Source organism: Streptomyces sp. NPDC003697 (genome assembly GCF_053587115.1).
The window spans coordinates 1-23,323 of sequence record NZ_JBSFNN010000095.1 but is presented as its reverse complement, the minus strand read 5'-3'; the positions used below and the strand labels follow the sequence as shown (position 1 = coordinate 23,323).

Genomic DNA, 23,323 nt, shown 5'->3' with positions numbered 1-23,323 from the left:
GATCCCCGTAACTACCTGGCCTTTCTCGGTCTCGCCGCCGCCATCTGCTGCTACAAGCGACGGCTCCGCCTCACCACGTAGGACACGGTCTTAGACACCCGTACCCACCACTTGCGGTGCCTCTCTTGGGTCTTGAAGCGGAAGCTGTCGGTGCCGGAGTCCCCGATCAGGCGGAGCGGCAGGCCGGCCTTCCCCCAGGCCGGGTCGGCCAGGGTGCTGATCTGCTCGGGCCAGCTTGCTGCCGCCGCCGTTGATACGGACCCTAGGCATCCCCGTCCGTGGGCGTCGCCCCAGGGCTGAGCATCTGGGTCGTGGCCAGGGTCCGGTAGAGGGAGTCGGTCTCGAGGAGTTCCGCGTGGGTGCCCACGGCCCGGACCCGGCCCGCCTCCATGACCACGATGCGGTCCGCCGTCGTGACGGTGGACAGCCGGTGCGCCACGACCAGCACGGTGATGTCCCGCGCCGCCTCCGCCACGGTCTCCCGCAGTGCCGCCTCGTTGTCGGCGTCCAGCTGCGACGTGGCCTCGTCCAGAAGGAGCAGCCGAGGGCGGCGCAGCAGCGCCCGGGCGATGGCGACGCGCTGGCGCTCGCCCCCGGAGAGCCGGCTGCCCCGGTGGCCGACCAGGGTGTCCAGTCCCTGCGGAAGACGGGCGACCACTGGGTCCAGCCTGGTGCGGCGCAGTGTCTCCCGGAGCTCCTGTTCCCTGGTGTGCGGTGCGCCCAGGGTCAGGTTCTGGCGCAGGGTGCCGGACAGGACGGGCGCGTCCTGCTCGACGTAACCGATGGCCGCGCGCAGTTCGGCCAGGGGCCACTGTCGCAGGTCGCGCCCGTCCAGGAGGATGCGGCCGGTGTCCGGGTCGTAGAAGCGCTCGAGGAGGGAGAAGGTGGTGGTCTTGCCCGCGCCGGAGGGACCCACCAGGGCGGTCACCCCCCGGGCGGGCACGGTGAAGGAGACGCTGCGGTGGACGGCGGGCAGCCCGGGCTGGTAGCGGAAGCCCACCTGTTCGAAGCGCACCGTGGCCGCCGGCCGCGCAGACCGCCCCGCGGCCTCCGCGGCGCTTGCGGGGGGCGTGCCAGGGACGGAGGGGTCCGCCGTTTCCGTGTTCATGTGCCCGATCGCCTCGATGCGCAGCGCGGCGGCCGCGCCGACCTGTAGCTGCCCCACGGCGTCGACGAGCTGGCTGATCCTCGGGGCCAGCGCGAACAGGTACAGCAGGAAGGCGACCAGGGTGGACACGCTGATCGCTCCGGAGGCGACCCGGGCACCGCCCACGCCGAGTACCGCCAGGAAGGACGCCTGCCCAGCGACGGCGGAGGCGGCCGCCGACAGGGCCTGCCACCCGGCGGCGCGTACCCCGGTGCGACGGGCGTCCTGCGCCATGCGGTCCAGTGCAGCCGCCTCCCGCTGCTCGGCCCCGGCAGCCTTGACCGCGCGCACCGCCCCGAGGGTCCGCTCCAGGGCCGCGCCGATCTCGCCGACCGATTCCTGCGCCTGCCGGGTGGCACGCCCGATGGCTGGTGCCGCCACCCCCACGACCGTTCCCAGCACCGCCACGACGGTGAGCGTGACGCAGAGCAGGACCGGGTCGACGAGACCCATCAGCACCAGCGTCACGACCAGCATGACGACGCCGGTGACGGCGGGCGCCGCGGACTGGGTGGCGGCTTGCCGCAGCAGCAGGGTGTCGGAGGTCGCACGGCTGATCAGCTCACCCGGTTCGTGCCGGTCCAGCTCGGGCACCGTCAGCCGGAGCAGGCGCCCGGTGATCCGCCGCCGGGCGGAACACACGACGGACTCGGCGGCGCGCTGCAGCACGTACTGGCCCAGGGCGGAGAACGCGGCAGCCCCGAGCAGGAGCGCGGCCAGGACCAGGACCGCATCGGTGGCCGTGCGCCCCGAGCCCAGGTTGTCGATCAACCGCTTGGCAGCCAGTGGCTGGGCCAGGCCGAGGGTGCTGCCGACCAGTCCCAGCAGCGCCCCGGCGAGGCCCGTGCGGCGGTGGGGCCGGAGCGAGGCCGCCAGCGCCCGGTAGCCGGACGGTGCCCTCAGGGCGCGCGTCCGGGAAGCGGCGGCTCCGGCGACCGCGGCCGACGCGCCGGCCGCGGTCGCGCCCCCCGGGTCCGTCGAGGTGGTCCGGACGGTCGTCGTGGTGCCGGGGCGTGCGGTGGAGGGCGGCAGTCGGGCCATGACTCAGTCGACTGCGAAGAAGCGCTGGAAGTAGTCGGCGGGGCAGTCCTCGCCGACCGGCTGCGAATCCGCCTCCACCCAGGCGTGCGCGGCGAACGGCGGCTGCTTGCGCACCCCCACGCACCAGGTGGGCCACTGGCCGCGCATCCGGCACAGCAGGACGGTCGCCAACGACCTGGGCAGGCACCCCTTGCGGCCACCGGCGGTCAGGCTCACGGCCAGGACGGTGTCCAGGGCGGCCGCGGTCTGTGCCACCGAGGCCGGCCGTGCGCCGCGGCGCACCTGGCGCAGCAGGGTGCGTATCCGGCTGGGCGGCAGAGTCGCCAGCAGGTGGGCGCACCCCACGGCGAGGCGGGCCGCCAACCGGGTGGGCAGTGGTACGGATCGAGGCCGGTAGGGGACCGCTTCGGGTGTCGACATGGGGCTTTCCTCTCTGCACGTGCGGACGCGGTGAGGGGCGCTCCGGCTTCTCGGGTCGCCGGCCGTTTCGCCCGTCAGTTCTCGTTGACCAGCCCGGCCGACCGGAGTTCCGTAAGAATGCGGTCGACGTCCTGCTGGGCGAGGCTGTCGCTGACGTCGTACCGCTCGGTGAGGGCGTGCACCGCGTCTTGTGCGTCCCGGCCCCCCAGCATCGTCTCCAGGACCACGGCGGCGCTGGGGTTGAGGGTCCAGTACTCGCCGCTCTTCTCGTCCAGCAGGGCAAGGCCGTATTCGGTCTCGGCCATCAGGATGCCGCCGCGTAGTTCCAGTTTCATCGGACAACCTCCGTAGCGAGGGATGTCTGCCGGTGGGGCAGGGGATGACGGGTGTGCCGCAGCGGTCGCGTCCGGACCGCCGGGCACGTGAACGGTGACGTGTGGCGGCGCGGGCGTCAGCCGTCCGCAGGGCGGTGCAGAGTCTCGCGGGTGCGCAGCCACGCCTCGCAGCCGACGGTCGGGTGGAGGAGAACGTTCTCCAGCTCCGCCGACACCGGACCGGAGCACCAGGCGTGCCACACGTCCGCGTCGATCAGGCCCAGTCCGGCCAGCCGTGAGTCCTCGCACAGCGCCAGCAGGGCCTCCCGGTGCCGTCGCAGCCCGACCTCCTCCTCCAGCGTGGCGTTGGCCTTGGTGGCCCGGGTGCGGCTGGCCTCGGCGACGACGCCGCGCATGGCCTCCACCACGAGCGGCTTGTACCGCCACGGAGTCACCCGTTCCTCCGGGCGCACCGCCAGGCCGGCTTCCACCACACGGTCGTCGTAGAAGGGGGAGGCGAACAGGAGACCGCGCTGACGCGTCATCTGATTGAGGTGCCTGGCGAACCGTGACACCGCCTGCATGGTGGCCAGTTCACGGTGCTCTCCGTGCCCGGGACCCAGTGGCCGCGCCACGGCGGCCTCCTGCCGGACGAGTGCGCGCACCGCGTCGACGGCGTCCGCGGTGGCCCACGGCGGCATCCTTGCGGGCGAGCACCACTGGAACAACGGCTCCTCCGGCGAGGGCAGGGGGTCGGTCAGGTCGGTCGCGATCTGCTCCAGCCACGCCCCGTATGGGCGCCGGTCCAGCAGTTGACGTACGGCTCGCCGCCGCGACCAGCGGTACTTGGCCAGGTATCCGCGGGCGTGGCGGACGGCGGTGCGCGGCCGGCGCAGCAGCAGGTCGTGGACGCGGGCGGAGGCGCCCGCCAGCAGCTCGTCACCGCCGAAACCGTTCAGGTGGACAGTGGATCCCCGATCAGCGGCCAGGTGGAGCAGGCTCATCCGCCGGTTGCGGTCCACGGCGTACAGCGAAGGGGCGTCCAGTACGTCGGTCAGCGTGTCCACGCCGTCGAAGGTGAGCGGGAAATCGTCGGCGGGAACGATGTGGTGCTCGATCCGCCCGCCGCCGTCGGCCGACGACAGCTCCTCGACCGTGCGGCGGGCCCAGTGGACGTCGTCGCCGCGCGGGTCGTGGGTCGCCGCGGTGTAGGCGACGACCTTGGCGCCGGCAGCCACCGCGGTGCACACCACGGCGGTGGAGTCCAGACCGCCCAGATCGGCGGTGACCACGTCCCGGTCCCGGACACGGACCTCGACGGCCCGGCGCAGCTCGTCCCGCAGCATCGCCGCGCCCTCGGCCAACGGCACGTCGCGACGCGGCAGCCACCACCAGCGCTTCTGCTGTGCCCGGCCGTCGCGCTCCAGAACGAGGTAGTCGTGGCCGGGCACGGCTTCCACTCCGCGCCACACCGGTCGCGCCGACAGCGGGTGGAGCACGCCCAGACTGAGCATCTGGAGCGCGAGCCGACCCTCGTCGAGGGGTGCCCCGGTCAGGTCGGCCAGGACGTCGGCCCGGTCGGCCGCCAGGTGAGCCCGGTGCGCCCAGCCATGGAACAGAGAGCGGACACCGGTCACGGTGCCCTGCGCACGTACCCGGCCGTGCAGACTGACCAGGAGGTGGTAGCTGCCCGGCCAGGAACGGGCGTAGCGGTCGAGGGAGGCCAGGTCGGTGGCTTCGGCCGCCGCGCGGGCCGCTTCCTCGGCGGTGACGGCGTGCTCACCCAGCACTGCCAGGCGGACCCCGCCGCACTCGCCGACCGTCAGCTCCCGGGGATCCCAGCGCCCCATCAGCCACGGCCGGCCCGAGGCGTGCGTGCGGCTCTCGGTGGCGTGCGGCAGAGCCCTGGCCGCCACGGCTGCCGCTTCGTCGGTATCGGGCAGCACGACGAACCAGGCGGGCACCACGGCGGGCAGCACGGGGCTGTTCATGGACTCACGTACCTCCGGTCGATGGCGTGCCCGCGGATGCGGCGGGAAGGACGGGCCGGGCGGAGCGGCGGAGGGCAGTCGGTGACCGCCCTCCGCCGCCACGGACGGGCCCTGGTCACTCACTCCGGAGGGGGGAGGGCAGGGCCCGCTCGCGTCGCGGTCAGATGAGCTGGTGACCGCCGAGGAGGTCCTTGGCGGTACCGCCGGCCAGGCCCGTCGTCTTGCGGAAACCGCCGGCCTTGCTGAGGGTCGGACGCTCGTACGTCATGGCCACACATCCTTTCGTTCACGACGACGTCAGCTGCCGCCGTGTCAGTCGGGTGAAGGAAACGTCGGTACAGGCACCTGTTCGAATCGGCCCGTTTCTCACTGCGGTTCCGGATCCGCGGGCGGCCAATTCGGTAAGTCACCCTAGGGGCAGCCGTCAGATCATCACAACAGTGCAAGGAGGGGGTGACGTAGCACGCGGGAGGCGAACTCTGCACCTTTTCCCGGGTGGATGCCGCCGAAAGCGGCGGAACACGTGCCATGGAAAGCAGGTTTGAGGGTATGGGAGAGGGTTTTCGCGCTGACCGGAAGGAAATCGCATGCGTCCAAGACCCGTAAGTCGCACCACCACCGACCGGTTTGCCCAGGTCGGCGGCTACCCGGCCATCACGGGTCCCTCTCGGCCGCCCCGGGCGTCCGTGGGCCGGCGTCCGCCGCCGTGAGGGAAATCGGCAAAATATTCAACTGTCGAATATTTCATCACTGGCTGGCGTTCTCAGCTGGATCCCGCGATGATCTGCGACTCTCCCGTGAGAACGGAGGGGAAAGGAGAACTGGCGGGTAATACCGCAGGTATTTCATCCGCGGACCGCCGGGTGCGTGTGCTCTCGCCGACCGTGCTCGCCGTACCGGCGGCCCTCGCGGCCCTGCACGACAAGTCATTGGCCGCCTCGGCGGCCAGGAATCGAATGCCGGCCCGGAATCCCGCCCCCGCCGTCCGTCTGGGTCGTTGCGGTGGGTGGTTCGTGTGGTGTGTGGGCCGTCTGGACTGTTCCGGTGGGAGGGGGCACTGTACAGCCTCGGAGAACGGATTCCCGACACCGATCCGGCGACATCGTGACTGTACGACGGCAGGTTGATCGCCCGCCGCGGCACCGACCACGGCTCCGGCCTCGGCACCCAACGCTGGGTCGTGGAACGCGCATTCGCTCACCTTCACTGGTTCCGCCGACTGCGGATCCGCTGGGAGATCCGCGACGACATCCACGAAGCCTTCCTCACTCTGGCCTGTGCGCTGATCTGCTGGCGACGCCTGAAGTCATTCCGATAGGAGTTCTTACTGGCTCGCACGGTCAGCGACAGCATCCGCCGCTCGCTCGGGCGCTTGATACGGGGCGTCATGACCGCCCACCGCCTCGCGGGATCATGCTGGTCATCAAGGTCATGACGTCACTGTCCGGCTCACCACCCATGCGGGACCACCGGTAAAATGACATCTGATGCCGAAAGACCGCCAACCTGCAACGACATCGTCCGAGCCGGACGCGACGCCACTCCAGGGCGCCGCGTGGCTGCCGCATGGCTATCAGCTGGACCCCCACTCGCATGCCGAGGGGCAGCTCGTCTACGCCGCCGCCGGCGCGCTGGCCACCGCCACGGAGCGCGGAACATGGGTCGCGCCCGCCAACCGGGTCACCTGGACACCCCCGCACTTCGCGCACTCCCACCGCTTCTACGGCCGGACCGACGTACGCCTCCTCCACGTCCCGCTCGACCTGTGCGCACAGCTCGTGGACCACCCGAGCGTCTTCGTAGTCAGCCCGCTGCTGCGTGAAGCGCTCCTCGCCCTCACCGGCAGCCCGGAGCGACGGCCCGGTGCGCACCGGCGGCTGCTCGCCGTCATCGTGGACGCGCTGGTCGACGCCGCAGAGCAGTCCCTCCACCTGCCGGAAGCCAATGACGACCGGCTCCGCTCCGCCACCGCGCTGCTGCACGAGGACCCTGCCCAATCCACGACCTTGGCCGAACTGGGCCGCAGCGTGGGGGCCGGTGAGCGCACCCTGAGCCGCCTGTTCCAGACCGAGCTGGGCATGAGCTTCCACCGCTGGCGTACCACCCTGCGCATCCACCTCGCGCTGGCCCGCCTCGCCGACGGTATGTCGGTGACGGAGACCGCGGTGGCGTGCGGCTGGTCCAACCCCTCCAGCTTCATCGACGCCTTCACCGAGGTCGTCGGTCAGACACCCGGCCGCTACCAGATCGAACTACGCCACCACTCCTGACCGCCAGCGCCAGCGCTTGCACAGCTCAGGCGCTGGCGGCGGCCTCATCCTCCATGCTGGCGGCTTTTCGGCATCTGCTGTCCAATCACCGGTGGTGCGCATGCCAGGCGTTGTCCGAGGGTGATGACCGTACTCAACACCACCCAGCCCTCGCCCCGAGCACGGAGGCTCGCACACCATGACCACGACACACGAGGAAACGACAGTCGTCATCATCGGAGCCGGCGTCGCCGGCCTGACTCTTGGCAACTTTCTGCTGCGCAACGGCATCGACTGCATCGTGCTGGAGAAGCACCCCCGCTCCTATGTCGAGAAGCGCCAGCGCGCTGGGACCATCGACACCTTCGGAGTGCGCATGTTCCGCGAGTGGGGCCTGGAGGAAGTCCTGGCGGGCGACCCGATCCCGCACAGCGAGGGCGGCTTCTACATCGACGGCCACGCGATGCCGATCGACGTGGACGACAACAACGAGAGCCTGTACTGCCCGCAGCAGGTCCTCGTGCGCAACCTCACGGAGCTGTTCCTGCGCGAGGGGGGCGACCTGCGCTACGAAGCCGCCGATGTCACCCTGGTCAACATCACCAAGGGCCGCCCCGTCGTGCGCTACTGGGATGCCGCCGGTACGGCGCGGGCTGTCGACTGCGACTTCATCGCCGGCTGCGACGGCTTCCACGGCGTCTCGCGTCGCAGCATCCCCGCCTCCGCCCTGACCGAGTACTCCCACGCGTACGGCTACTCCTGGCTCAGCGTCCTGGCCGCCACCCCGGCCCGCCCGTCCGGCTTGGCCATCCACGAACTGGGCCTGGCCGGCACGATCCCCCGCGGCCCGGAGGCCAGCCGCATCTACCTCCAGTGCGCGGTCGACGACACCCCCGAGCAGTGGCCGGACGAGCGCATCTGGAGCGAGCTGGAGGCCCGCTTCGGCACCCCGCCCTCGCGCGGCGAGATCCTGTCCAAACAGATCGTGCCCCTGCGCAGCGTGGTCTTCGCCCCGATGAGCTACGGCAAGCTCTACCTCCTGGGCGACGCCGCCCACATCGTCCCGCCGATGAGCGCCAAGGGCATACACCTGGCCCTGCACGACACCGAGGTCTTCGCCCGAGCCGTGATCCGCCAGGCGAAGGAGGGTGACTCCAGCCTCCTCGACAGCTACTCGGAGACCTGCCTGCCGCACATCTGGAACTACCAGGCGTTCGCGATGTGGATCACCGACACCATGCACAATGCCGGATTCACCGGCTTCGAGGGTGAGTTCAAGAAGCAGATCGCCCGCGCCGAGCTCCAGCGCCAGCTCGCCTCGGAATCGGCGAACAAACTGTTCAGCGAACTCACCGCCGGAACCAACTAGTCCACACCTCCTCCTCGATCATGCTGTGTCGTCATCGTCCAATTCCGCAGCCTCCGGATCGCGCAGCGGGCGCAAGACGCTGCGGCCGGGACGCTGGCGGTGAAACTGTAGCGGCCGAGCAGGTTCAGGTTGCGGTGCTTGAGCGGGGAGAGCCGGCCGATGTCCTCTTCGCGGAGCTCGTGGCCTTCGGTCTGGAGCTGCTGAACGGCAGCGTTGATGTACTTCGTCGTCCAGAGCACGCGCACCTGTCCGAACCCGGCCTGCTTGTCATCGACGTGGCGGGCTTCAACGATGACACCGTCTTCGCCTTCCAAGCGGCGATCGCCCAAATCTGGGGGACCGCGGTCGCCGAGCGCACTACCCAGGATGCCCGCCAGCCCGGTGTGCTGCTGCGGATGTACACCGATCTGCGACAGGTCCTCGAGGAGGCCCCTCCACCGGTGCCGGCACCGTCGGCCACGTAGAAAGGCGTGGTCCGCCACGACGGGGGGTGCCTCTATGTCCTTCGTCAAGCGGGCTGGGGGCTTCTGGGTTCGTAGAAGGTGCCGTCGCGGAGCATGGCGAACAGGACGCTGAAGACGCCGTTTTTTATGGCTTCGGTGAGGGCTGGGCGGCCTGGGGAAAGCCCAACTCGTCCAGCAGCGCTCTGAAGAGGTCCTCCGCAAAGGTCTCCCGCGAGCGCAGTAGCTCTTCGATCCGGGGCTGCTGCGCTGTGGCTGGCATGCCGGCCGCGGCAGCCCAAACGAGGGCGCCTTCAGCGTCGGCTGGAACATTCACGTCGAGCTGCGCGCGCTTGTGCCTCACCGCCTCGTTGAACGCGGGTGTGCCCACCCACAGGCTCACGTCGTCCAGGTCCTCTGGTTCCTCGGTGAGGAATGCCGCAGCGTTATCCAGGTTGAGCCACGCCTGCCAATGCTGCCCGTTGGTTGCCAGGCCGGTCACGAGGGCGATGTCGCTATCAGAGACGTCTGCGACGCAGGCCGGTGCGCCGGCCCATCCGACCAGGGCGGACAGGTAGCCGTCCTCCCATAGGCCGTGATCGAACTGGAGGGTTTGCCAACCACCCGGTCGCGGCCACCACGCATGCACGGTTTCCTTCAGCTCCTGGCTGATGCTGTTGAACACGGGTGCTTCCAGCAACGGACGCTTGCTACGGGCAAAGACCAGGTGACCCGAAAATCCCACGGACCCTCCTCCTTGGAGACGTTGCGCGCACCTTACGGGCTGCCATCGACAGAGCAGGCTTGGGCCCGCTCAGCTGCTGAGTCGGCGATAGTCGATGAGGGCGGCACAGGGAAGTCTGCTTGATCGGTCCACGCCTTTGCTGAGGATGAGCACGCGAAGCACAGTCAGCATCCGGGGCCGATCGGCGGAGACGACGTCAGGGCGAGGGCAGCGTTCCGGAGCTGGGCCGCCCACGTCTGCCGGTCAAGCCCCAAGGTGTACTCGATGCAGCAATCGCATTGCGGGATCAGCGCCACGAACGATTGCTCCGCCGTCGTCTCGACCTCCGTCTCCCACCAGTCGTCCGTCGCCAGGTCAGCGGGACGTATCTCTCCGTCGATGAGCCTCGCCGTCATCCGGCGCAGAGCGTGGCGCCGTCCCAGGTCCCGATCCGGCAACCCGGTCCCCGACTCGGCAAGTGCTTGCTCGAACGCGTCCCGGATATCGCGGGGATCGGTGTTGCGAGGCCAACCGGCGAGCTCGCACAGCGGGCTGGCCGCTTCCAGCAGGCCGAGCGCGAGATTGGAACAGGCCAGCCCGATCACGAGCCGGCCCAGGGACGGCAGGGAGCGCAGGGTCTGCCACCCTTGCCGCAGGCCGCCCGGTCCCGGTTCGCCGTGGCGCGCGGCGCGCAGGGGGTGGAGGGGGTCCGCAGGGCGAGTGCGGCCGACAGGAAGGACAGCACGCTCAGGCACACGAGCATGCGGGTGGGCCCGGTGAGCAGCAGGACACCGCCCAGGGCGGGACCGACGAGGGTGGCCGTCCGGTCGATGCCGATCAGCATCGACTGCACCCTGTGGGACCGGCCTTCGCTCTGGCGGCTGCAGTCTTCGGCTGCTTCCACCGCAGGGGTCTTCAAGCGCATCCGCGATCAGCTGCAGTGACCAATCTGCCGGACCATGGGAACTCCCTCACCCGGTGGCAGCGGTGATCGACTCGCATCCGTCAAGGCGGCGAGTAGCTCACGCCACGTCGAAGACGATGAACACTGCGAGCAGCGCAAAGATCGCGACAAGCGAGTTGATCTCCGGGGTCCAGGGGCCGTACAGCCCGAAGCAGACGATCCCGGTAAGGGCGCCAAGCCCGAGGAGGATGAACAGCGGCGCCGCCAGCCTGGATAGCAGGGAGAAGCTCCATGTTGGTGCGCGGCGCAGCCCGGATGGCCGTTCGGAGGTGCCGTGCAACACGTACTGGGCGATCCGGCGCAGATTGGGCGCTTCAAGGGCCGCGCCGTGGCCTCCACGGTGGTAATAGACCTCGGTCTTGACCGCGAGGTCGTCGTCGAAGCCGACCACCCCGCCGGTGCCGATGTCGCGCATACCAAATCCCCGCAGCCCGGCGCAGAGGATCGCGACGGGGATGTCGCGTACGGCGCGCTCGTTTCTGATCTGGGCGACTTGGCCCTGGTCGACGCGCTTGGTCCAGTCGTAGGACGGCGGCAGGACACTCCCGGCCAGCAGCACACGGTGGAACCGCATGCCCGGGATACGGCTGAGGCTATGGCCGAGGAGGTAGGTACCGTTGCTGTGGCCGACGAAGTGGAACGTCGCCTTGGGGTTCTTGGCGAGGTGTTCGGCGTACACATCCCCCAGCCAGCCGACGTACTTGCGGCGGGTCACCGGGAGGATGAACTTGCGTGCCGAGAACCGACCGTATGTGGCGCCCACCACCTCGATGCCGGGGTCTTCCGCCTTGAGTAGCTCCTTCAGGTCGTTCACCCAGGTCGTGTTGCCTGCGCGGATGCCATGCAAGAGGATCACGATCTGTTTCCCCGGCGTGCCGATCTCCGGGACGGCCGCCGGGCCGCGAGGGGTAATGAACGCGTTCGCAATGAGCTTGAAGCGGGCGTCCGGGTCCTGCGCGATGTCCAGCCGCAGGAGGTTGTTGTGGTCGGCGTCGGCGAGGAACTCCTGCCAGCCCGTGGGGAACAGATGAATGTCGCTGCTGTCGTCGCTGGTGACGAGATTGTCTCTGGTCCCGATGTACTGCACGACGAGCGGCGGGTGGTCCTGCGTGTTGATCTCGCGGATCCAGGTGATCCGCAGGTTGGTGATGAAGTCCGACCCGCGCAGCAGATCGTGCACCAGCCACCGTCTGAGCACGGGCAGGACCCGCGCGCACCAGGCCATCGGGGGCAGCCACCACGCCCTGTGCCAGGACACGTCGATACCCCGGTTGAGGCTCGCGAACAGCACGATGCGATCGACTTTCCTTGCCCATGGGCGACGCTCGTGCGCTCCATTCACCCCCAGTGCGCTCAAGTATGCCTGCCGCAGGACAAGACCACCGAGGCTGTGGGCAGCCAGGACCACCTCGTCGTAGCCGCCGGCGGCGACCCAGTGCTCGTGGATCCGGGCGCCGGCGGTCGCTGCCAGCTTCGTGACGGAGCCGTTCTTGTAGCCGAGACCGTCGTGCGGCACGACGACCCAGTCGCAGTCCGGCTTTCCGTAGCCGTCGAGCTCCGCGAGCCGCCGCCTCAGCGTGTCCCACGCCGCTGTCCTGCCCGTGATGGCCGGTACGAAGATGACAAGTCGCCGCGCCACAGTCCCCCTCCCCGCGCCCGACGGCGTCGCTGCGGGTTGCTTCGCCGACCAGCGTGGCATCCGGACGAACACTGTGGCGGCACTTCGCCGAACAAACCCGGCCGACGGAGTAATGCGCGCAGAATGGGCACGCAGGCGAGACGTGGGTCCTCAGCGGTGATGGCGCGGTACGCGAGTGCAAGGCCAGGGCAGCGGGCTGATCCGTCCCGCAGAAGAGAGCGTCAGGGATGAACCGGGGGCGCCGTTAGCGGCGGGCTTCTCAAGGGCCGGACGGCTCGGGGGCGGCTGCGACTGTCCGGGGTGCTCCTGAAGTATCTGCGTCGATCAGCCGGCTGTTCTCGATCATCAGCCGATGGTTGACGTTGCGGACGGAGAAGACCGACCAGCGACGGCGCCGGCTGAGGCGCGGCTACCGCGGCGGCCGACCACCAGGCTTCGACCGGGAGACCTACCGACGGCGCAACATGATCGAGCGCTGTTGTCTCGGACGGCATGGGCGTGCCCGTCATGGCGAACAACGCCCGGCACAGTAGGAGCGACTGCTCCAGACGCGCCGGGTCGTCCGAGTCCTTGTTGACCTCTTCGAGTACCGCAGTGAAAACCTTGCAGGCTCCCGGATGGGCACGGTGCTCGGGCGGGAGGAGACCGAATGCGGTCAGGCACGTGCGGACCGCCTCGTCGAGGTCGGGCGCGTCCGCCCGTGCCCGGTATCGGGCGAGCAGGGCGTTCGCCAGATGCACGTGCGCGTTCAGTCGGCGAGCGCGGTCCGCAGTCGTCTCGGGCACCGCTCCCTCATCGCCCTGATCGACCTCGGTCTCGGCCTCGGTTTCGACCTCACGGGCGAGGTCGACGGCTTCGCCCAGCAAGCGCACGGCCTCGTCGAGGTCACTGGGATCACCGGGATCGCCGGTGGACGCGAAGCCGAGCACCAGGGCCTCGCCCAGCATGGACAGGCCGATCAGCCGGACGACGGGCGCCTGCCCGCGGGCGACCACGTCGCGAGCGCACCGGATGGCCTCCCGGCGATCCGCGTCGTCCCCGGATACCTGGAACCCGGACATAGATACGGTGGCGGCGTGGGCCGGACATAGCGCACGGAACGGGTCATCCTCCGCGAGGTGTCCGGCCAGGCGTCGCAGGTCGGCGGCCGCCTTCGACAGACCTGCACGGTCGCGCGAAAGCAGTGCGGTCCCGCGGATACCCAGGACCAACGGACCGTCCTCCGGCCGCACGGACTCTGTCTCCGGACGGAGTTGCGCCGTGCGGGCGGCAAGTTTTGGGTCCGCCATGGCCGGCGCGACCAGGTCCAGGGACATTCCCCAGATCCGCCCGAAGGACTTGAATGCCGCCAGCGACTCCCGCGCGCCCTGCTCCCCCGGCAGTTCCCGGCCCCGGCACCAGCGCAGCCAGGCGACCACGTGCATCGCCGCCGCGGCCTGCACCCGGTCCCGGTCCGCCGCGTCGGCGAGTTCACCGATTCTCCGGGCTTCCTTGGTCGCCTGGTTGTGCAGAACGGGCTCCGGATCGCGCAGCTCACGGTAGGCGCGCACGCGCCGGTCGACCTTCGCGGCAAGGGCGGACAGCTCCTCTGCGGGTAGCGCCGGAGAGGGCTTGTCGAGTTCGTTGCGGATGTCGGTCAGACGCTCGGCGAGATCCGGGTGCTGGGCCGACAGTCTCGTGAGATCACCGCGCACGGTGAGAAGTTGACTCCACATCACCGCTCGCCCATGCTCCAGTCGTTCAATGGCGCGCGGGAGCCGGAGAGCGTCGACGGCGGCCGCAGCGGAGTCGCGCACCAGTCCCGGCCACTGGGTCAGCAGGTGTTCTCGCGATGCCCGCTCCAGCCCGTGCCACGCGAGCAGCGGGAGCAAATCCACCACATCGTAGTCATCCACCGCGGCGCCCGGTCGCCCGCCGACCTGGGCGGTGAGGTCACCGGCGGTCCGGGCGGCTTCGAGTCTGGCGTACACGTCGGCCGTCGCGCTGCGTGCCACCTTCCGCAGCAACGCGACCGCGGCGGAGGCGTCCGTGACGGAGGCGTTCACGGCCAGCCGGTCGATGAGGGCGTGGGCGACCGCCAGGGATTCGTGGGCACGATCGGGACGGCTGGAGACCGGCGCGTGCATTGCGGCTCGGGCCGCGTCGACGGCCAGGTCAAGATCGTCGGGGTGGTCTTCCGAGCGGGACCTGGAGCGGAGCAGAATACTCAGCTTGATGAGCATGCCGGACCGCTCGGGATGGTCGGGGGCCGTGGTGTCCACCGCCGACCGGATGGCATTGATCGCCGCAGTGAGGTCCTCGGCGCGGTCGCTGCGGCGTGCCCGGAGGTACAGCGTCGAGGCGAGGTTGGACAGCGCTCCGGAGTGGTCGGGAGTCCCCACCGGGCTACGAATGGGATGACCTGGTCGACCGTGCGATGACATGACCTGAGTACGTACGAATGTCGGGGGGGAGTTATGACGTGGAACGGCGGCGCGCCAGAGCCATGCGCCGGTCCACCGGTCCGTTGGCGGAACTTGGACTCCCAGTCCCGCCCGGTGTGATGGACAGGCCAGCCGACGTTCTGCGACGGAAGGGATCGGCCGAGTGACCTGCCCCTGTCCCGGGGCAAGGCCCCGGGGCGGTGCCCAAGGCCCGCCCGGCTGGAGGGGCGCCCGTCGGCGTAGTCCTGGGCCACGTCGGCGGTACCTGTTGCGGCGCCCGACTCGGGCGGCCGTAGCCCGTCCTCTGCCGGATGCACCGCCCTGCCCCAGCGGTGAAGGTACCGGCCGACCCGACCGCAGCTCACCGCGAAGGCGGCGCGAGCGCACGAATGGCACGCATCGAGTGCTCAACCGACTCGACGCTGGCCTCGAAGCTGGCCGGCAGAAGCTCCCGCGGGTCGGAGAGAAAGACGACCCGTACTCGTGGTCGGCGACGAAGCGATGCAAGGGCCTCCGCGCCCGTCACAGCGCACCCGATGAGCCGGGTCTCGGGAACCGCCGTGAGGAGGCGGGCGGCGCCACTGCGCACGCGTAATGTCCTGCCCCGGGAAAGAGTTCCCTCGGGGAAGACGCAGACGCAGTGGCCGGCCCCGAGGGCCTGCACTGCCGCATCCAGGCCGCCGCTGTCTCGTCCGCGTTCGATGGGGATTTGCTGGAGACGGTCGAGCACGGCGCCGAGAGGCGGCCGTTCCCACAAGGACCGTTTGGCCACGAACCGGATCTGCCGGTGCCGGCGTGCTGCGACGCCGACGACCAGGGCGTCAAGGGGCGTGTCGTGATTGGCGATGATCAGGGTGGGTCCGGTGCGCGGGATGTGCTCTGCCCCGTGGACACTCAACGGTCCGCGCCCTTCGACTACGACTCGGGCCACAGCGAGAGCGAGACGATACGAGAACGTCATGCGGGTTCCTTCGGGGCGAGAGGTGAGGGAGCCAGGACACGCAGGGCGCGAGGCACCGAAGCGAACCGCAGGCGGACGCGGTAACCCAGCACGTCGCCGTCGACGTGGACGGGCACGGGGTGGCCGGACTGGACGGTGAACCGGTCGATGTCATGCGCGAGAAGCTCACCGGGGCAGGGCCTGTGCGGGGTCCGGCCGGCCATTCGGACGACCGAGCGGACCACGGCGAGCGGGTTCGTCGTCCGACGGGCGCAGAGATCGAGCCGTGTGTCGAAAGACGCGCAAGGCGTGGCGCGCAGCGGCCAATGGCCCACATAGGTCCATGGATCGCTGTTCGCGACGACCAGCCACCGCAGGCCGTCGCACGGCGGGAAGCCCGGCCGTTGCAGCCTCAGGGTGGGAGACGGGTGCACGAGGAGATGGCGGGCCGCCGTGCCTACGGTGCGCGAGAGAGTCGACCGTCGTCCCCGCGCCCGTTGCTCCTCCACGTCCGCGACGATTGCCGCATCGGGGCCCACTCCTGCGGCAAAGAGGAAGTACCGCTCGTCGACACTGCCCAGTCCAATCGTGCGGTACTGCGCAGTACGCAGATGGCCCCGCAGGACGTCGGTTGCGGCCCGGAGATCCCGGGGAAGTCCCAGGGAACGGGCGAAGACGTTGGTCGCGCCGCCCGGCAGTACGCCCAGGGCCGGGACGTAGGCGTGGACTCCGTCGGCGAGGAGGCCGTTTGCGACCTCGTTCACCGTGCCGTCGCCGCCCAGCGCGAGCACCACATCCACCTTCCGGGACCGCATCGCGTCCCTGGCAAGCCCGACGGCGTGGCCACGGCCGGTGGTCTCGGCCGTCTCGATGTGCGTGACACCTCGCAACGTCTCAAGGAGAGCGTCGCACCGAGCTCGGTCGACGCCCGTCGCATGGGGGTTCACTACGGCCAGTGCTGACATCGAGGCAGAGTATGGCGATCTGAGGGCGGCTTGCGGGGTGAAAACCGATAATCCTCTGAAGGAAGGATGCAAATCCGCATACCATTGTTCTTCAGTGTTCTCTGTGGGACATAATGGTTCGCTCCATGCGGGCGGTGCAACGGAGCTCCGTCCGCGCGTGCTCGGCGGGCGGCGATGTGGAGCTGGAGAAAGATCATCTGGGGTGCATGACGTTCTCCAGCGCGAGGGCCGCTCTCTTCGTGAGTCTGAGGGCACCCCTTTACGTTTTCAACATCGTCTCCGCTGACGGCTGGGTCAGGGACCGCCCACTGGTCCTCGCAATCACCCTCCTGGCCGCGGCAGTCGACGCGGGAGTCGCCCGTCAGCTGCACCGGTCGGGGCGTGCCCTCATGAAGGTGCGTGTGCGGCTCGATGTGCTCTACGCGTGCCTGGGAGCGCTCGCCGTGCCTACGACGTGGCCGTACTCCGGCGTGCTCATGTTCCTGGTGCCGACGGCCATCGAGCTGATCGCCGTACGGGGACTGCCGCTCGGTGCGCTGTACATCGCCATGGTGGACCTGGTCATGTATCTCACCCGTGTCGCGGTCGGCGCCGACCCGTACGCATTCGAGCTCGTCTTCTATGGGGTGTGGATGCTGGTCATCGGGGCTGCAGCGTTCGCGGTGACCGAACTCGCCGGACGGCAGCACCAAAGACGTTTCCTGACGGAGCGGGAGGCCTTCCGCAACACGGTCGCCCTGCGGACGCGCAACGACCTTCTCCTCGGACGTGGCGGAGCCGTGGTGGAAACACTCAACCGCATCTGGTTCCAGCTGGAGGTGATGGTGGGGGATCCGGCACGTCAAGCCCACCACGCCTTCCGCCGCGAACAGGAGCTCCTGTCCGAGCGAACCCGGGAACAGGCCAGGTATCTGGCGGACATCCTTTTGGAGACGGCAGCGGCCCAACGCGTCGGACGGCCTGCTGTTGCCGAGCACCTGCACTTCGCGATGGACCGGGAGCAACGCCTCGAAGTACTGACTCCTGCTCAGGCCGAGGCACTGACAGCCCAGCTCACCCGCCTGGATCTGATGGGGAAGCACCAGGCGGAGGTACTCTTCAGCGACCCCGTCACAGGCGAGGCCCGGCTACGCGTGAGCGGTCGGACGCTGCACGTCCCTCCGGCGAAGGGGCGCAAGTTGGCGCTCGTGCCCGCGGCCGTGATCTTCGGCTCCGGTTCCCTGCTCGCCCTTGTCAATCCGATCTACGCGGACCTGCCTGTGGTGCCTGTCCTCCTCACCATGGCGGTCACCGCTGCGCTGGGCCTGGCGGCCGAGCGCCGCAGAAGACGCAGACGGGAGAAGGGCCTGGGGGCGGGGGTGCGCGCCCTCTGGCTCACCACGTTGCTTCCCGCCCTTCTCGTCCTGGGCATGACGGCTGTGTTGCCCGTTCACTGGAGGCTGGTCAACGGCCGGATCATCGTACCCGCGATCATCGGGCTGACGGGCACGCTCTACATGGTCGGCATCATCTGGCCCGAGCTGCCGCCCCGGCTTCGCTGGTGGACCTTGGCCTTCTGCCTGATGTGGACATACATCGCAGTCGAGATGAATCCGTATGGGGCTCCGCCCTTCCGATCGGTTATCGGCACCCTGATCATTCCCGCCAGCGTGGTCATGGCGGTCCTGGCCTTCGACAACAGGAACAGGGACCTGGGCCTGCGCCTGCACGACCAGTGGGTGGAACAACTGCAGGCTACCGCCGAGGACATCAAGCTGCACTGCTTCAACGAGGAGATCGATCTGCTGCAGCGTCAGGTTGCTGACGTCGCGTTCATGGTGCGCCGTGCCGAAGGCGAGCACGACGTGGCGGTTGCCGCCCGACTGCTCGCAGAGGCACAGTCCGCCCTTGATGCCCTACGCCATCAGGGCGTGGTGCATGCCGCCTAGGTCGGGAGTTCGCTGATGGGCCGCGTCGTCATTCTCGCCCTCGGGTCCCGAGGGGACGTCGAGCCGTGCGTCGCCCTGGCCCGGACGCTGCGTCAGGACGGCTACGACGTGACCATCCACGCGTTGGATGATTTCCGAGACCTCGTCGGCCGCGCAGGCATCGACTTCGTGTCCATGCGAGCGTGCCTTCCCCGCTCGGGGCAGGAGTCGAGGCGGGTGGAGTGGGCGATGCGCCACGCACACCGCCATCCACTCGTGGCCGTGGCGGGCGTTAGCCTGTGGTTGCGGGGCGTGGCGAGCGACATCACGCGATCGGTGACGTGCCGGGTGCGTCCCACCGACACGGTCATCAGCGGGATCCTCACCCTCGACATGGCGCTGGCGCTGCGCGCGGCACTCGGTTGCCGCATCGCCCTGGCTCTGTTCGCCCCGTGCCTGCCCACCCGTGAGGGGCCCAGCCTCATCGAACCGCTCAGGCCCGCGCACACCAGTGTCCTCAACCGGGCGGGAGGCGCCCTGGCGTGGTCGGTGGGCGTGTGGTGGTCCCGACCAGGCGGTGTCGTCGCGCGGCGCGAACTGGGCCTGCCCAGGCGGCGCGCCGAACCCTTTTTCCCTGTTCCCCCCGACGTCCCAGTTCTCCTTGCAGCGAGCTCTCTCCTCGTCCCCGCGGCTGCGGACTGGGGTCCCGGGGTGCGGCTGACCGGACCGTGGCACACGGCAGCGCCCGACGAGTGGGACGTGCCCGACGGCCTGATGAGGTTCCTTCGCGAGGGTCCCGCTCCTGTGTTCGCGAGCTTCGGCAGCGTCGGACTCGTCTCGGATACAGCGCTGTTCGTCGACGCCGCAGCCGCTGCGGGCGTCCGCCTGGTCACCACCGTGCCGCGTGGCTCCGGCACGCGACCGGGCCGTGTCGGCACAACGGCATATGTGGTGGACGAAGTTCCGCACGCGTGGCTGTTGCCCCGCACCGCCGGCGTCGTTCACCACGGCGGGGCCGGTACGACGACGACCGCGCTACGGTCGGGCGTTCCCTCCACTGCCGTCCCGCACCAGTTCGACCAGCACTACTACGCCCGCCGGCTCGCCCTGCTCGGCGTCGGCCCGCACCCGGTGCCTCGACGAAAGCTGGACCGTAGCGGTCTCGCGCAAATGATGTCGGTGATGGCTCACGCGCCGGAGGCGGAGCAGTACCGGCACCGGGCGATCCTCACCTCCGCGGCAGCCGCAAAGGAGCGAGGAACGCAGGAGGCGGTGCGTGTGCTGAGAACCGCTCGAGTGATCTGAGCCCGGGCAGACAGACCGTAACAAAGTCCCGGTGGGAGGTGTGTCGCAGCAGGCCGTTGACCTCATCCGCTCGTCGTGGCGTCCATGAATACGGGCAGTACGACGTGCGGGTAGGAACGCAGGACCGGATAAAAGGCCCGGAAACGGTGGGCTGATGAGGGAGCGGCGCCGCAGGATTGGAGGAACGCGACCCATTGGCCGACGTTTCGTGCGCGATGGGCGACCGCGATGTCGTCGTGCGCGGCGTGGTTGAGCATGTAGTCCCAGGCCCGCCAGCACCAGCGTTCCGCACCCGTTCCGGGTGCGTCCTCGATGACGACGACCGTCGACCGGGTCACCCGCAAGGCCTCGCGCACGAGGGCCTCGGGATGCTCGGCGTGGTGCAGCACGAACGCGAGCAGTGCCGCGTCGAACGACTTGTCGGCAAAAGGCAGTCTTTCCCCGTCGTAGAGCTGCAACGGCACCTCGGTGACGTTGTGGTCGACGATGTCGACCGCTGTCACCGATAGTCGTCCGTCGGCTCCCAGAAGCTCCGCGAGGCGGCATCCGCCTGCCCCGACGTCGAGGACGCTGCTTCCCGCGGGCAGATGCGGTTTGATCCGGTCGACGAGCGGCCTCTCCCGCCAGTAGACCCGGGAAACGGCACGTCCCACCCAGCCGAGAACACCCATGAGGCCACTATCACGTGACCTCATCGACGACCGCAATGCCGCTTCGGCAGGCGGAACGCGGCCGCCGGCCACCACGGTCACCGATGAGGTCCGAACTCCTCGAACACGCACCTACCGCTCACTGGGCGCTGTCACGGGTGTCGCGAGGACCGTCCGTCGCCCTGAGTCCGAGCAACCGCCGCAGGACGGGCCGCAGTTCTTTCCCATGCACGAGCCGCCGCCGCCCGCCCGTAGGAAACAGCACTACGGGCAGCAGGTCCCCGATCGTCTCGCGCAAACGCCGGCGTTCATAGGGCGACGCGCCCCCGGCCGAGGCGCCGTCCGAAACCAGCGCCGACGCGGCCCTGCTGCTCTCCGCGGCGGCGAGTGCGTCCCCGATCCGCGGCAGCGCGACAAACCCGACAGAACGATAGTCGACCGGCTTTCGGGGGCCCATGTCTAGGGGGGATTCCACCGCACGGACGAAGGGCGCCGAGGAGGGCACGTCAAGGTAGTCGAAGGCGTAGTCGACCCCGGCCTCCTGGCATCGCAGGGAGAGTTCGGGATGGGTACGCGCGTACGAACTCACCAGGATGATCACAGGCCGGTCTCTGCCCGCCAGTTCACGGATGCGCTGCGCGACCCTGGGACCGAGGAAGCGGTCGGGTAGTTCGCCGTGGCCCATCAGCACCGGGTACTCCCGGTCGTCCCGTCCGTCGAGTACAACCGTGTCGAACCGGTGCCAGTCCGTCTCCTGGAAGGCCGCTTCAAAGCTGTACCCCACCACGGTGTGTCCGGCCGTGCGCAGCCAGCCGACACGGCCCTCCAGGACGTCCTCGCGCTCGTCCACCACGGCGACCTGCACGCGCACCACCCCCAGTCCTGCACTGTAGCGGCCGATGCGTTGGCCAGTGCCCCGCCGCGGTGAGAACCGGACGGTCCCCGGTCGCAAAAACCACCCCTCAATTTTGCGAACGCCGCAGTCCAGTCTGGCTGCAGACCGCTTCGCACCGCCTCTCTCATGGGGGCGGGCGAAGGCACTGTACCGCGCCGGATCTGCCCGTTCCGGCCGAACGGAAGGACCTGTCACCATGCCCGGCCCTCGCAAACAAGCCCTCCTCTCTCTCCGCGCCGCCCTGATCTTCGCGCTCAGTCTGTTGGCTGCTGCGGTGGCCGGAGGACTGACCTACCTGAGGACGCACCGCGTACCCGACGCCATCATCGCCGCGGGTGTCACGGCAGGAGGCGCGGTGACCCTGTTCAGCACGATCATCGAGTAGGTCAAGCGCTGTGCAGCTCCCGGCACCCGGCGGGCATGACACCGATCATGCCGGCCGGGTGCTTTTCGGGTGCTTTGGCCACGACGCCAACACCCACTGACACTCTCCTCGATGACTGAAGCTGCCACCCCCTCCTTCCGGTGTTTTGCCTAAAGCAGCCTCTTGAGTGGGCAGCTTTAGGTAACGTGCTGGGGCAGGCGGGGTTCGCTCGCCTGCCTCATCGGCGAGAGGACTGTCTGCTGTGCGCATCATCGAGGGATCACCGCAAGAGATCGTGGAGTACGAGCGCCTGGCCGGCGTTGCAACAGGAGCAGTGTCCACCGAGGACAGCGCCGCCTCCCCAGACGAAGGAACAGAACCCGCCCGTGAGACGGCGGCGCCCGACGGCTCGGCTTCCCTGTCGCCCGAAGACCACGTGGCTCTGATGAAGTTCGTCTATGGACGGGCCGGCAAGAACGACGTGCGTACCTTCCTGACCGAACGGTTCCTCATGCGGCTGCTGGACGAAGAGGACGTCGTTGTGGCCTTCGGCCGCTCTGCCAAGACCTCCGACGGCCTCGCCGACTACCTGATGATCCGCGACGACGGCCCTCAACGTTACGGAGCCGTCGCTTACCTCCGCCCCAGCAACGGTGGCATGACCGTGCGACTCGGACCCGACGACATCGAGCACCTCGGCGAAAAGGACAACCCCCGCATCCAGTACCGCAACGTCGCACCTTCCGATCCCTACAAGATCAACTGTCCCCTCGCGGACGAAGACGCCCTCGAACTCGCCCTCAATCTCCTGCGCGCCGCACTCGACGTCGTGCGCAACGAGTAAAAACCGCAGACAGCCGTCTCCGCCTCATGAAGGAATCCAGATGAACAGCCAGCTCAACCTGCGAACCGCCGTCCTGTTACTCGCCGGGGCGGGCACCACCCACCTCGCCCTGCTCCACCCTTCAGCAGGGTCCGCCCTCCTCGTCGGCATGGCAGTCGTCGCACTGCTGCACTCACTGCTGGACCACACCTGAGCCAACAAGCACCGCGCGGGAACCCAGCCGCCAGACACACCGCCAGCAACCGCAGAAGGCTCCCACCCATGACCTCTCCCCTGCTTCGCCCTCACCAGCGGCAAGCCGTCGAAGCGGTCCTGCGCACCCTCGAACTGCCGGCCCAGGCGCACGTACCCGAACTGGGACTGCGCACCCAGGTCGTCATGGCGACCGGCTCCGGAAAAACCCTGGTTGCCGTGCGCAGCGCGGAGGAACTGCAGGCGGGTCGAGTGCTCGTGCTCGTGCCGTCGCTGGACCTGCTCACCCAGACCGAGGCCGCCTGGCGCGAGGGCAGGCGCAGCGGGCCGGGGTGTCGTCCCTGCGTGGGGGTGAGGCGGGGTTCGCGAACACCACGGACGTGGACGAGCTGGTCGCGTGGGTGCGGCCGTTCGACAAGGTGACCGTGTTCGCCACCTACGCCTCCCTAGTGCCGCGGCAGGCAACGTTTGCCCGTCAAGGAGTGGCGTCCGGTGCGTGCTCTCGGCGTGCCGGCCGGACGCCCTCGTACTGGATGTACT

The 23,323-nt window shown here is 69.2% G+C and carries 23 protein-coding genes and 3 pseudogenes; 12 read left to right on the top strand and 14 right to left on the bottom strand.

Going from position 1 to position 23,323, the window contains the following annotated elements; all coding sequences use genetic code 11:
- Positions 1-262: 262 nt before the first annotated feature.
- The 5 genes from ACWDNY_RS27330 to ACWDNY_RS27310 form a co-directional block, all read right to left on the bottom strand.
- Complete coding sequence (locus tag ACWDNY_RS27330) at positions 263-2,188, bottom strand: ABC transporter ATP-binding protein (protein ID WP_451648456.1); 1,926 nt, start codon at positions 2,186-2,188, stop codon at positions 263-265.
- A gap of 3 nt (positions 2,189-2,191) precedes the next feature.
- Positions 2,192-2,608: a lasso peptide biosynthesis B2 protein gene (locus ACWDNY_RS27325; protein ID WP_361497009.1), complete on the bottom strand. Its 417-nt coding sequence runs from the start codon at positions 2,606-2,608 to the stop codon at positions 2,192-2,194.
- A 74-nt stretch (positions 2,609-2,682) separates the two neighbouring features.
- Positions 2,683-2,943 (bottom strand): lasso peptide biosynthesis PqqD family chaperone, encoded by a 261-nt coding sequence (locus tag ACWDNY_RS27320; protein ID WP_451648455.1) that lies wholly within the window; start codon positions 2,941-2,943, stop codon positions 2,683-2,685.
- A 116-nt stretch (positions 2,944-3,059) separates the two neighbouring features.
- The gene (locus ACWDNY_RS27315; protein WP_451648454.1) at positions 3,060-4,913 is read right to left on the bottom strand and encodes an asparagine synthase-related protein; all 1,854 of its coding nucleotides are present in this window, start codon (positions 4,911-4,913) and stop codon (positions 3,060-3,062) included.
- A gap of 160 nt (positions 4,914-5,073) precedes the next feature.
- Positions 5,074-5,181 (bottom strand): keywimysin-related RiPP, encoded by a 108-nt coding sequence (locus tag ACWDNY_RS27310; RefSeq protein WP_358938496.1) that lies wholly within the window; start codon positions 5,179-5,181, stop codon positions 5,074-5,076.
- 855 nt (positions 5,182-6,036) lie between these two features.
- On the opposite strand from ACWDNY_RS27310, the pseudogene ACWDNY_RS27305 reads away from it, so the two are divergent.
- From ACWDNY_RS27305 to ACWDNY_RS27295, 3 genes and pseudogenes are all read left to right on the top strand, one after another.
- Positions 6,037-6,231: pseudogene (locus ACWDNY_RS27305) on the top strand (transposase); the annotation flags it as partial.
- 169 nt (positions 6,232-6,400) lie between these two features.
- Positions 6,401-7,183: an AraC family transcriptional regulator gene (locus tag ACWDNY_RS27300; protein ID WP_451648453.1), complete on the top strand. Its 783-nt coding sequence runs from the start codon at positions 6,401-6,403 to the stop codon at positions 7,181-7,183.
- 178 nt (positions 7,184-7,361) lie between these two features.
- Entirely contained in the window at positions 7,362-8,531 is a 1,170-nt protein-coding gene (locus ACWDNY_RS27295) for a 4-hydroxybenzoate 3-monooxygenase (protein WP_451648452.1), read from the top strand.
- Between the two features lie 18 nt (positions 8,532-8,549).
- Here the strand turns inward: ACWDNY_RS27295 and ACWDNY_RS27290 are convergent.
- Positions 8,550-8,770: pseudogene (locus tag ACWDNY_RS27290) on the bottom strand (Tn3 family transposase); the annotation flags it as partial.
- Between ACWDNY_RS27290 and ACWDNY_RS27285 the strand changes: the two are divergent.
- Positions 8,666-8,995, top strand: coding sequence for a DUF6207 family protein (locus ACWDNY_RS27285; RefSeq protein ID WP_451648451.1), 330 nt, complete (start codon positions 8,666-8,668; stop codon positions 8,993-8,995). The pseudogene ACWDNY_RS27290 and the gene ACWDNY_RS27285 overlap by 105 nt on opposite strands.
- A gap of 124 nt (positions 8,996-9,119) precedes the next feature.
- On the opposite strand, the gene ACWDNY_RS27280 is transcribed toward ACWDNY_RS27285, so the two are convergent.
- From ACWDNY_RS27280 to ACWDNY_RS27265, 4 genes are all read right to left on the bottom strand, one after another.
- The gene (locus ACWDNY_RS27280; RefSeq protein ID WP_451648450.1) at positions 9,120-9,716 is read right to left on the bottom strand and encodes a hypothetical protein; all 597 of its coding nucleotides are present in this window, start codon (positions 9,714-9,716) and stop codon (positions 9,120-9,122) included.
- 164 nt (positions 9,717-9,880) lie between these two features.
- Entirely contained in the window at positions 9,881-10,300 is a 420-nt protein-coding gene (locus tag ACWDNY_RS27275; RefSeq protein ID WP_451648449.1) for a hypothetical protein, read from the bottom strand.
- On the bottom strand, positions 10,297-10,539 hold the full coding sequence (locus tag ACWDNY_RS27270) for a hypothetical protein (protein WP_451648448.1): 243 nt from the start codon (positions 10,537-10,539) through the stop codon (positions 10,297-10,299). The genes ACWDNY_RS27275 and ACWDNY_RS27270 overlap by 4 nt, the downstream gene beginning before the upstream one ends.
- Positions 10,540-10,717: 178 nt before the next feature.
- Positions 10,718-12,298 carry an esterase/lipase family protein gene (locus ACWDNY_RS27265; RefSeq protein WP_451648447.1) on the bottom strand — a complete coding sequence of 527 codons (1,581 nt, stop codon included), beginning with the start codon at positions 12,296-12,298 and terminating at the stop codon, positions 10,718-10,720.
- A gap of 371 nt (positions 12,299-12,669) precedes the next feature.
- On the opposite strand from ACWDNY_RS27265, the pseudogene ACWDNY_RS27260 reads away from it, so the two are divergent.
- A pseudogene (locus ACWDNY_RS27260) lies at positions 12,670-12,777 on the top strand (IS5/IS1182 family transposase); the annotation flags it as partial.
- Between the two features lie 138 nt (positions 12,778-12,915).
- A complete protein-coding gene (locus ACWDNY_RS27255; protein WP_451648446.1) occupies positions 12,916-13,389 on the top strand; it encodes a hypothetical protein in 474 nt (157 codons plus the stop codon).
- Positions 13,390-15,082: 1,693 nt separating this feature from the next.
- On the opposite strand, the gene ACWDNY_RS27250 is transcribed toward ACWDNY_RS27255, so the two are convergent.
- Complete coding sequence (locus ACWDNY_RS27250; protein ID WP_451648445.1) at positions 15,083-15,682, bottom strand: lysophospholipid acyltransferase family protein; 600 nt, start codon at positions 15,680-15,682, stop codon at positions 15,083-15,085.
- Positions 15,679-16,626 carry a diacylglycerol/lipid kinase family protein gene (locus tag ACWDNY_RS27245; protein ID WP_451648444.1) on the bottom strand — a complete coding sequence of 316 codons (948 nt, stop codon included), beginning with the start codon at positions 16,624-16,626 and terminating at the stop codon, positions 15,679-15,681. The genes ACWDNY_RS27250 and ACWDNY_RS27245 overlap by 4 nt, the downstream gene beginning before the upstream one ends.
- A 206-nt stretch (positions 16,627-16,832) precedes the next feature.
- Between ACWDNY_RS27245 and ACWDNY_RS27240 the strand changes: the two genes are divergently transcribed.
- Positions 16,833-18,554, top strand: a complete 1,722-nt coding sequence (locus ACWDNY_RS27240; protein WP_451648443.1) for a hypothetical protein — start codon at positions 16,833-16,835, stop codon at positions 18,552-18,554.
- Positions 18,555-18,569: 15 nt separating this feature from the next.
- Positions 18,570-19,838, top strand: a complete 1,269-nt coding sequence (locus ACWDNY_RS27235; protein WP_451648442.1) for a glycosyltransferase — start codon at positions 18,570-18,572, stop codon at positions 19,836-19,838.
- Between the two features lie 62 nt (positions 19,839-19,900).
- Here ACWDNY_RS27235 and ACWDNY_RS27230 read toward each other — a convergent pair whose 3' ends face one another.
- Both ACWDNY_RS27230 and ACWDNY_RS27225 read right to left on the bottom strand, forming a co-directional pair.
- Positions 19,901-20,509 carry a class I SAM-dependent methyltransferase gene (locus ACWDNY_RS27230; RefSeq protein WP_451648441.1) on the bottom strand — a complete coding sequence of 203 codons (609 nt, stop codon included), beginning with the start codon at positions 20,507-20,509 and terminating at the stop codon, positions 19,901-19,903.
- A gap of 118 nt (positions 20,510-20,627) precedes the next feature.
- A complete protein-coding gene (locus tag ACWDNY_RS27225) occupies positions 20,628-21,353 on the bottom strand; it encodes a hypothetical protein (protein WP_451648440.1) in 726 nt (241 codons plus the stop codon).
- 226 nt (positions 21,354-21,579) lie between these two features.
- On the opposite strand from ACWDNY_RS27225, the gene ACWDNY_RS27220 reads away from it, so the two are divergent.
- The 4 genes from ACWDNY_RS27220 to ACWDNY_RS27205 all read left to right on the top strand — a co-directional run bounded on the left by ACWDNY_RS27220 (position 21,580) and on the right by ACWDNY_RS27205 (position 23,206).
- Entirely contained in the window at positions 21,580-21,768 is a 189-nt protein-coding gene (locus tag ACWDNY_RS27220; RefSeq protein ID WP_451648439.1) for a hypothetical protein, read from the top strand.
- Positions 21,769-22,009: 241 nt separating this feature from the next.
- Positions 22,010-22,591 carry a hypothetical protein gene (locus tag ACWDNY_RS27215; RefSeq protein ID WP_451648438.1) on the top strand — a complete coding sequence of 194 codons (582 nt, stop codon included), beginning with the start codon at positions 22,010-22,012 and terminating at the stop codon, positions 22,589-22,591.
- 40 nt (positions 22,592-22,631) lie between these two features.
- A complete protein-coding gene (locus ACWDNY_RS27210; RefSeq protein ID WP_451648437.1) occupies positions 22,632-22,784 on the top strand; it encodes a hypothetical protein in 153 nt (50 codons plus the stop codon).
- 68 nt (positions 22,785-22,852) lie between these two features.
- Positions 22,853-23,206, top strand: coding sequence for a DEAD/DEAH box helicase family protein (locus tag ACWDNY_RS27205; RefSeq protein WP_451648436.1), 354 nt, complete (start codon positions 22,853-22,855; stop codon positions 23,204-23,206).
- The last annotated feature ends 117 nt before the right edge of the window (positions 23,207-23,323 follow it).

Coding starts and splice junctions, on each gene's coding strand:
- ACWDNY_RS27330 (WP_451648456.1), bottom strand. CDS start 2,188: ATGGCCCGACTGCCGCCCTCCACCGCACGCCCCGGCACCACGACGACC.
- ACWDNY_RS27325 (WP_361497009.1), bottom strand. CDS start 2,608: ATGTCGACACCCGAAGCGGTCCCCTACCGGCCTCGATCCGTACCACTG.
- ACWDNY_RS27320 (WP_451648455.1), bottom strand. CDS start 2,943: ATGAAACTGGAACTACGCGGCGGCATCCTGATGGCCGAGACCGAATAC.
- ACWDNY_RS27315 (WP_451648454.1), bottom strand. CDS start 4,913: ATGAACAGCCCCGTGCTGCCCGCCGTGGTGCCCGCCTGGTTCGTCGTG.
- ACWDNY_RS27310 (WP_358938496.1), bottom strand. CDS start 5,181: ATGACGTACGAGCGTCCGACCCTCAGCAAGGCCGGCGGTTTCCGCAAG.
- ACWDNY_RS27300 (WP_451648453.1), top strand. CDS start 6,401: ATGCCGAAAGACCGCCAACCTGCAACGACATCGTCCGAGCCGGACGCG.
- ACWDNY_RS27295 (WP_451648452.1), top strand. CDS start 7,362: ATGACCACGACACACGAGGAAACGACAGTCGTCATCATCGGAGCCGGC.
- ACWDNY_RS27270 (WP_451648448.1), bottom strand. CDS start 10,539: ATGCTGATCGGCATCGACCGGACGGCCACCCTCGTCGGTCCCGCCCTG.
- ACWDNY_RS27255 (WP_451648446.1), top strand. CDS start 12,916: ATGGGCACGGTGCTCGGGCGGGAGGAGACCGAATGCGGTCAGGCACGT.
- ACWDNY_RS27250 (WP_451648445.1), bottom strand. CDS start 15,682: ATGACGTTCTCGTATCGTCTCGCTCTCGCTGTGGCCCGAGTCGTAGTC.
- ACWDNY_RS27245 (WP_451648444.1), bottom strand. CDS start 16,626: ATGTCAGCACTGGCCGTAGTGAACCCCCATGCGACGGGCGTCGACCGA.
- ACWDNY_RS27240 (WP_451648443.1), top strand. CDS start 16,833: ATGACGTTCTCCAGCGCGAGGGCCGCTCTCTTCGTGAGTCTGAGGGCA.
- ACWDNY_RS27235 (WP_451648442.1), top strand. CDS start 18,570: ATGGGCCGCGTCGTCATTCTCGCCCTCGGGTCCCGAGGGGACGTCGAG.
- ACWDNY_RS27230 (WP_451648441.1), bottom strand. CDS start 20,509: ATGGGTGTTCTCGGCTGGGTGGGACGTGCCGTTTCCCGGGTCTACTGG.
- ACWDNY_RS27220 (WP_451648439.1), top strand. CDS start 21,580: ATGCCCGGCCCTCGCAAACAAGCCCTCCTCTCTCTCCGCGCCGCCCTG.
- ACWDNY_RS27210 (WP_451648437.1), top strand. CDS start 22,632: ATGAACAGCCAGCTCAACCTGCGAACCGCCGTCCTGTTACTCGCCGGG.
- ACWDNY_RS27205 (WP_451648436.1), top strand. CDS start 22,853: ATGACCTCTCCCCTGCTTCGCCCTCACCAGCGGCAAGCCGTCGAAGCG.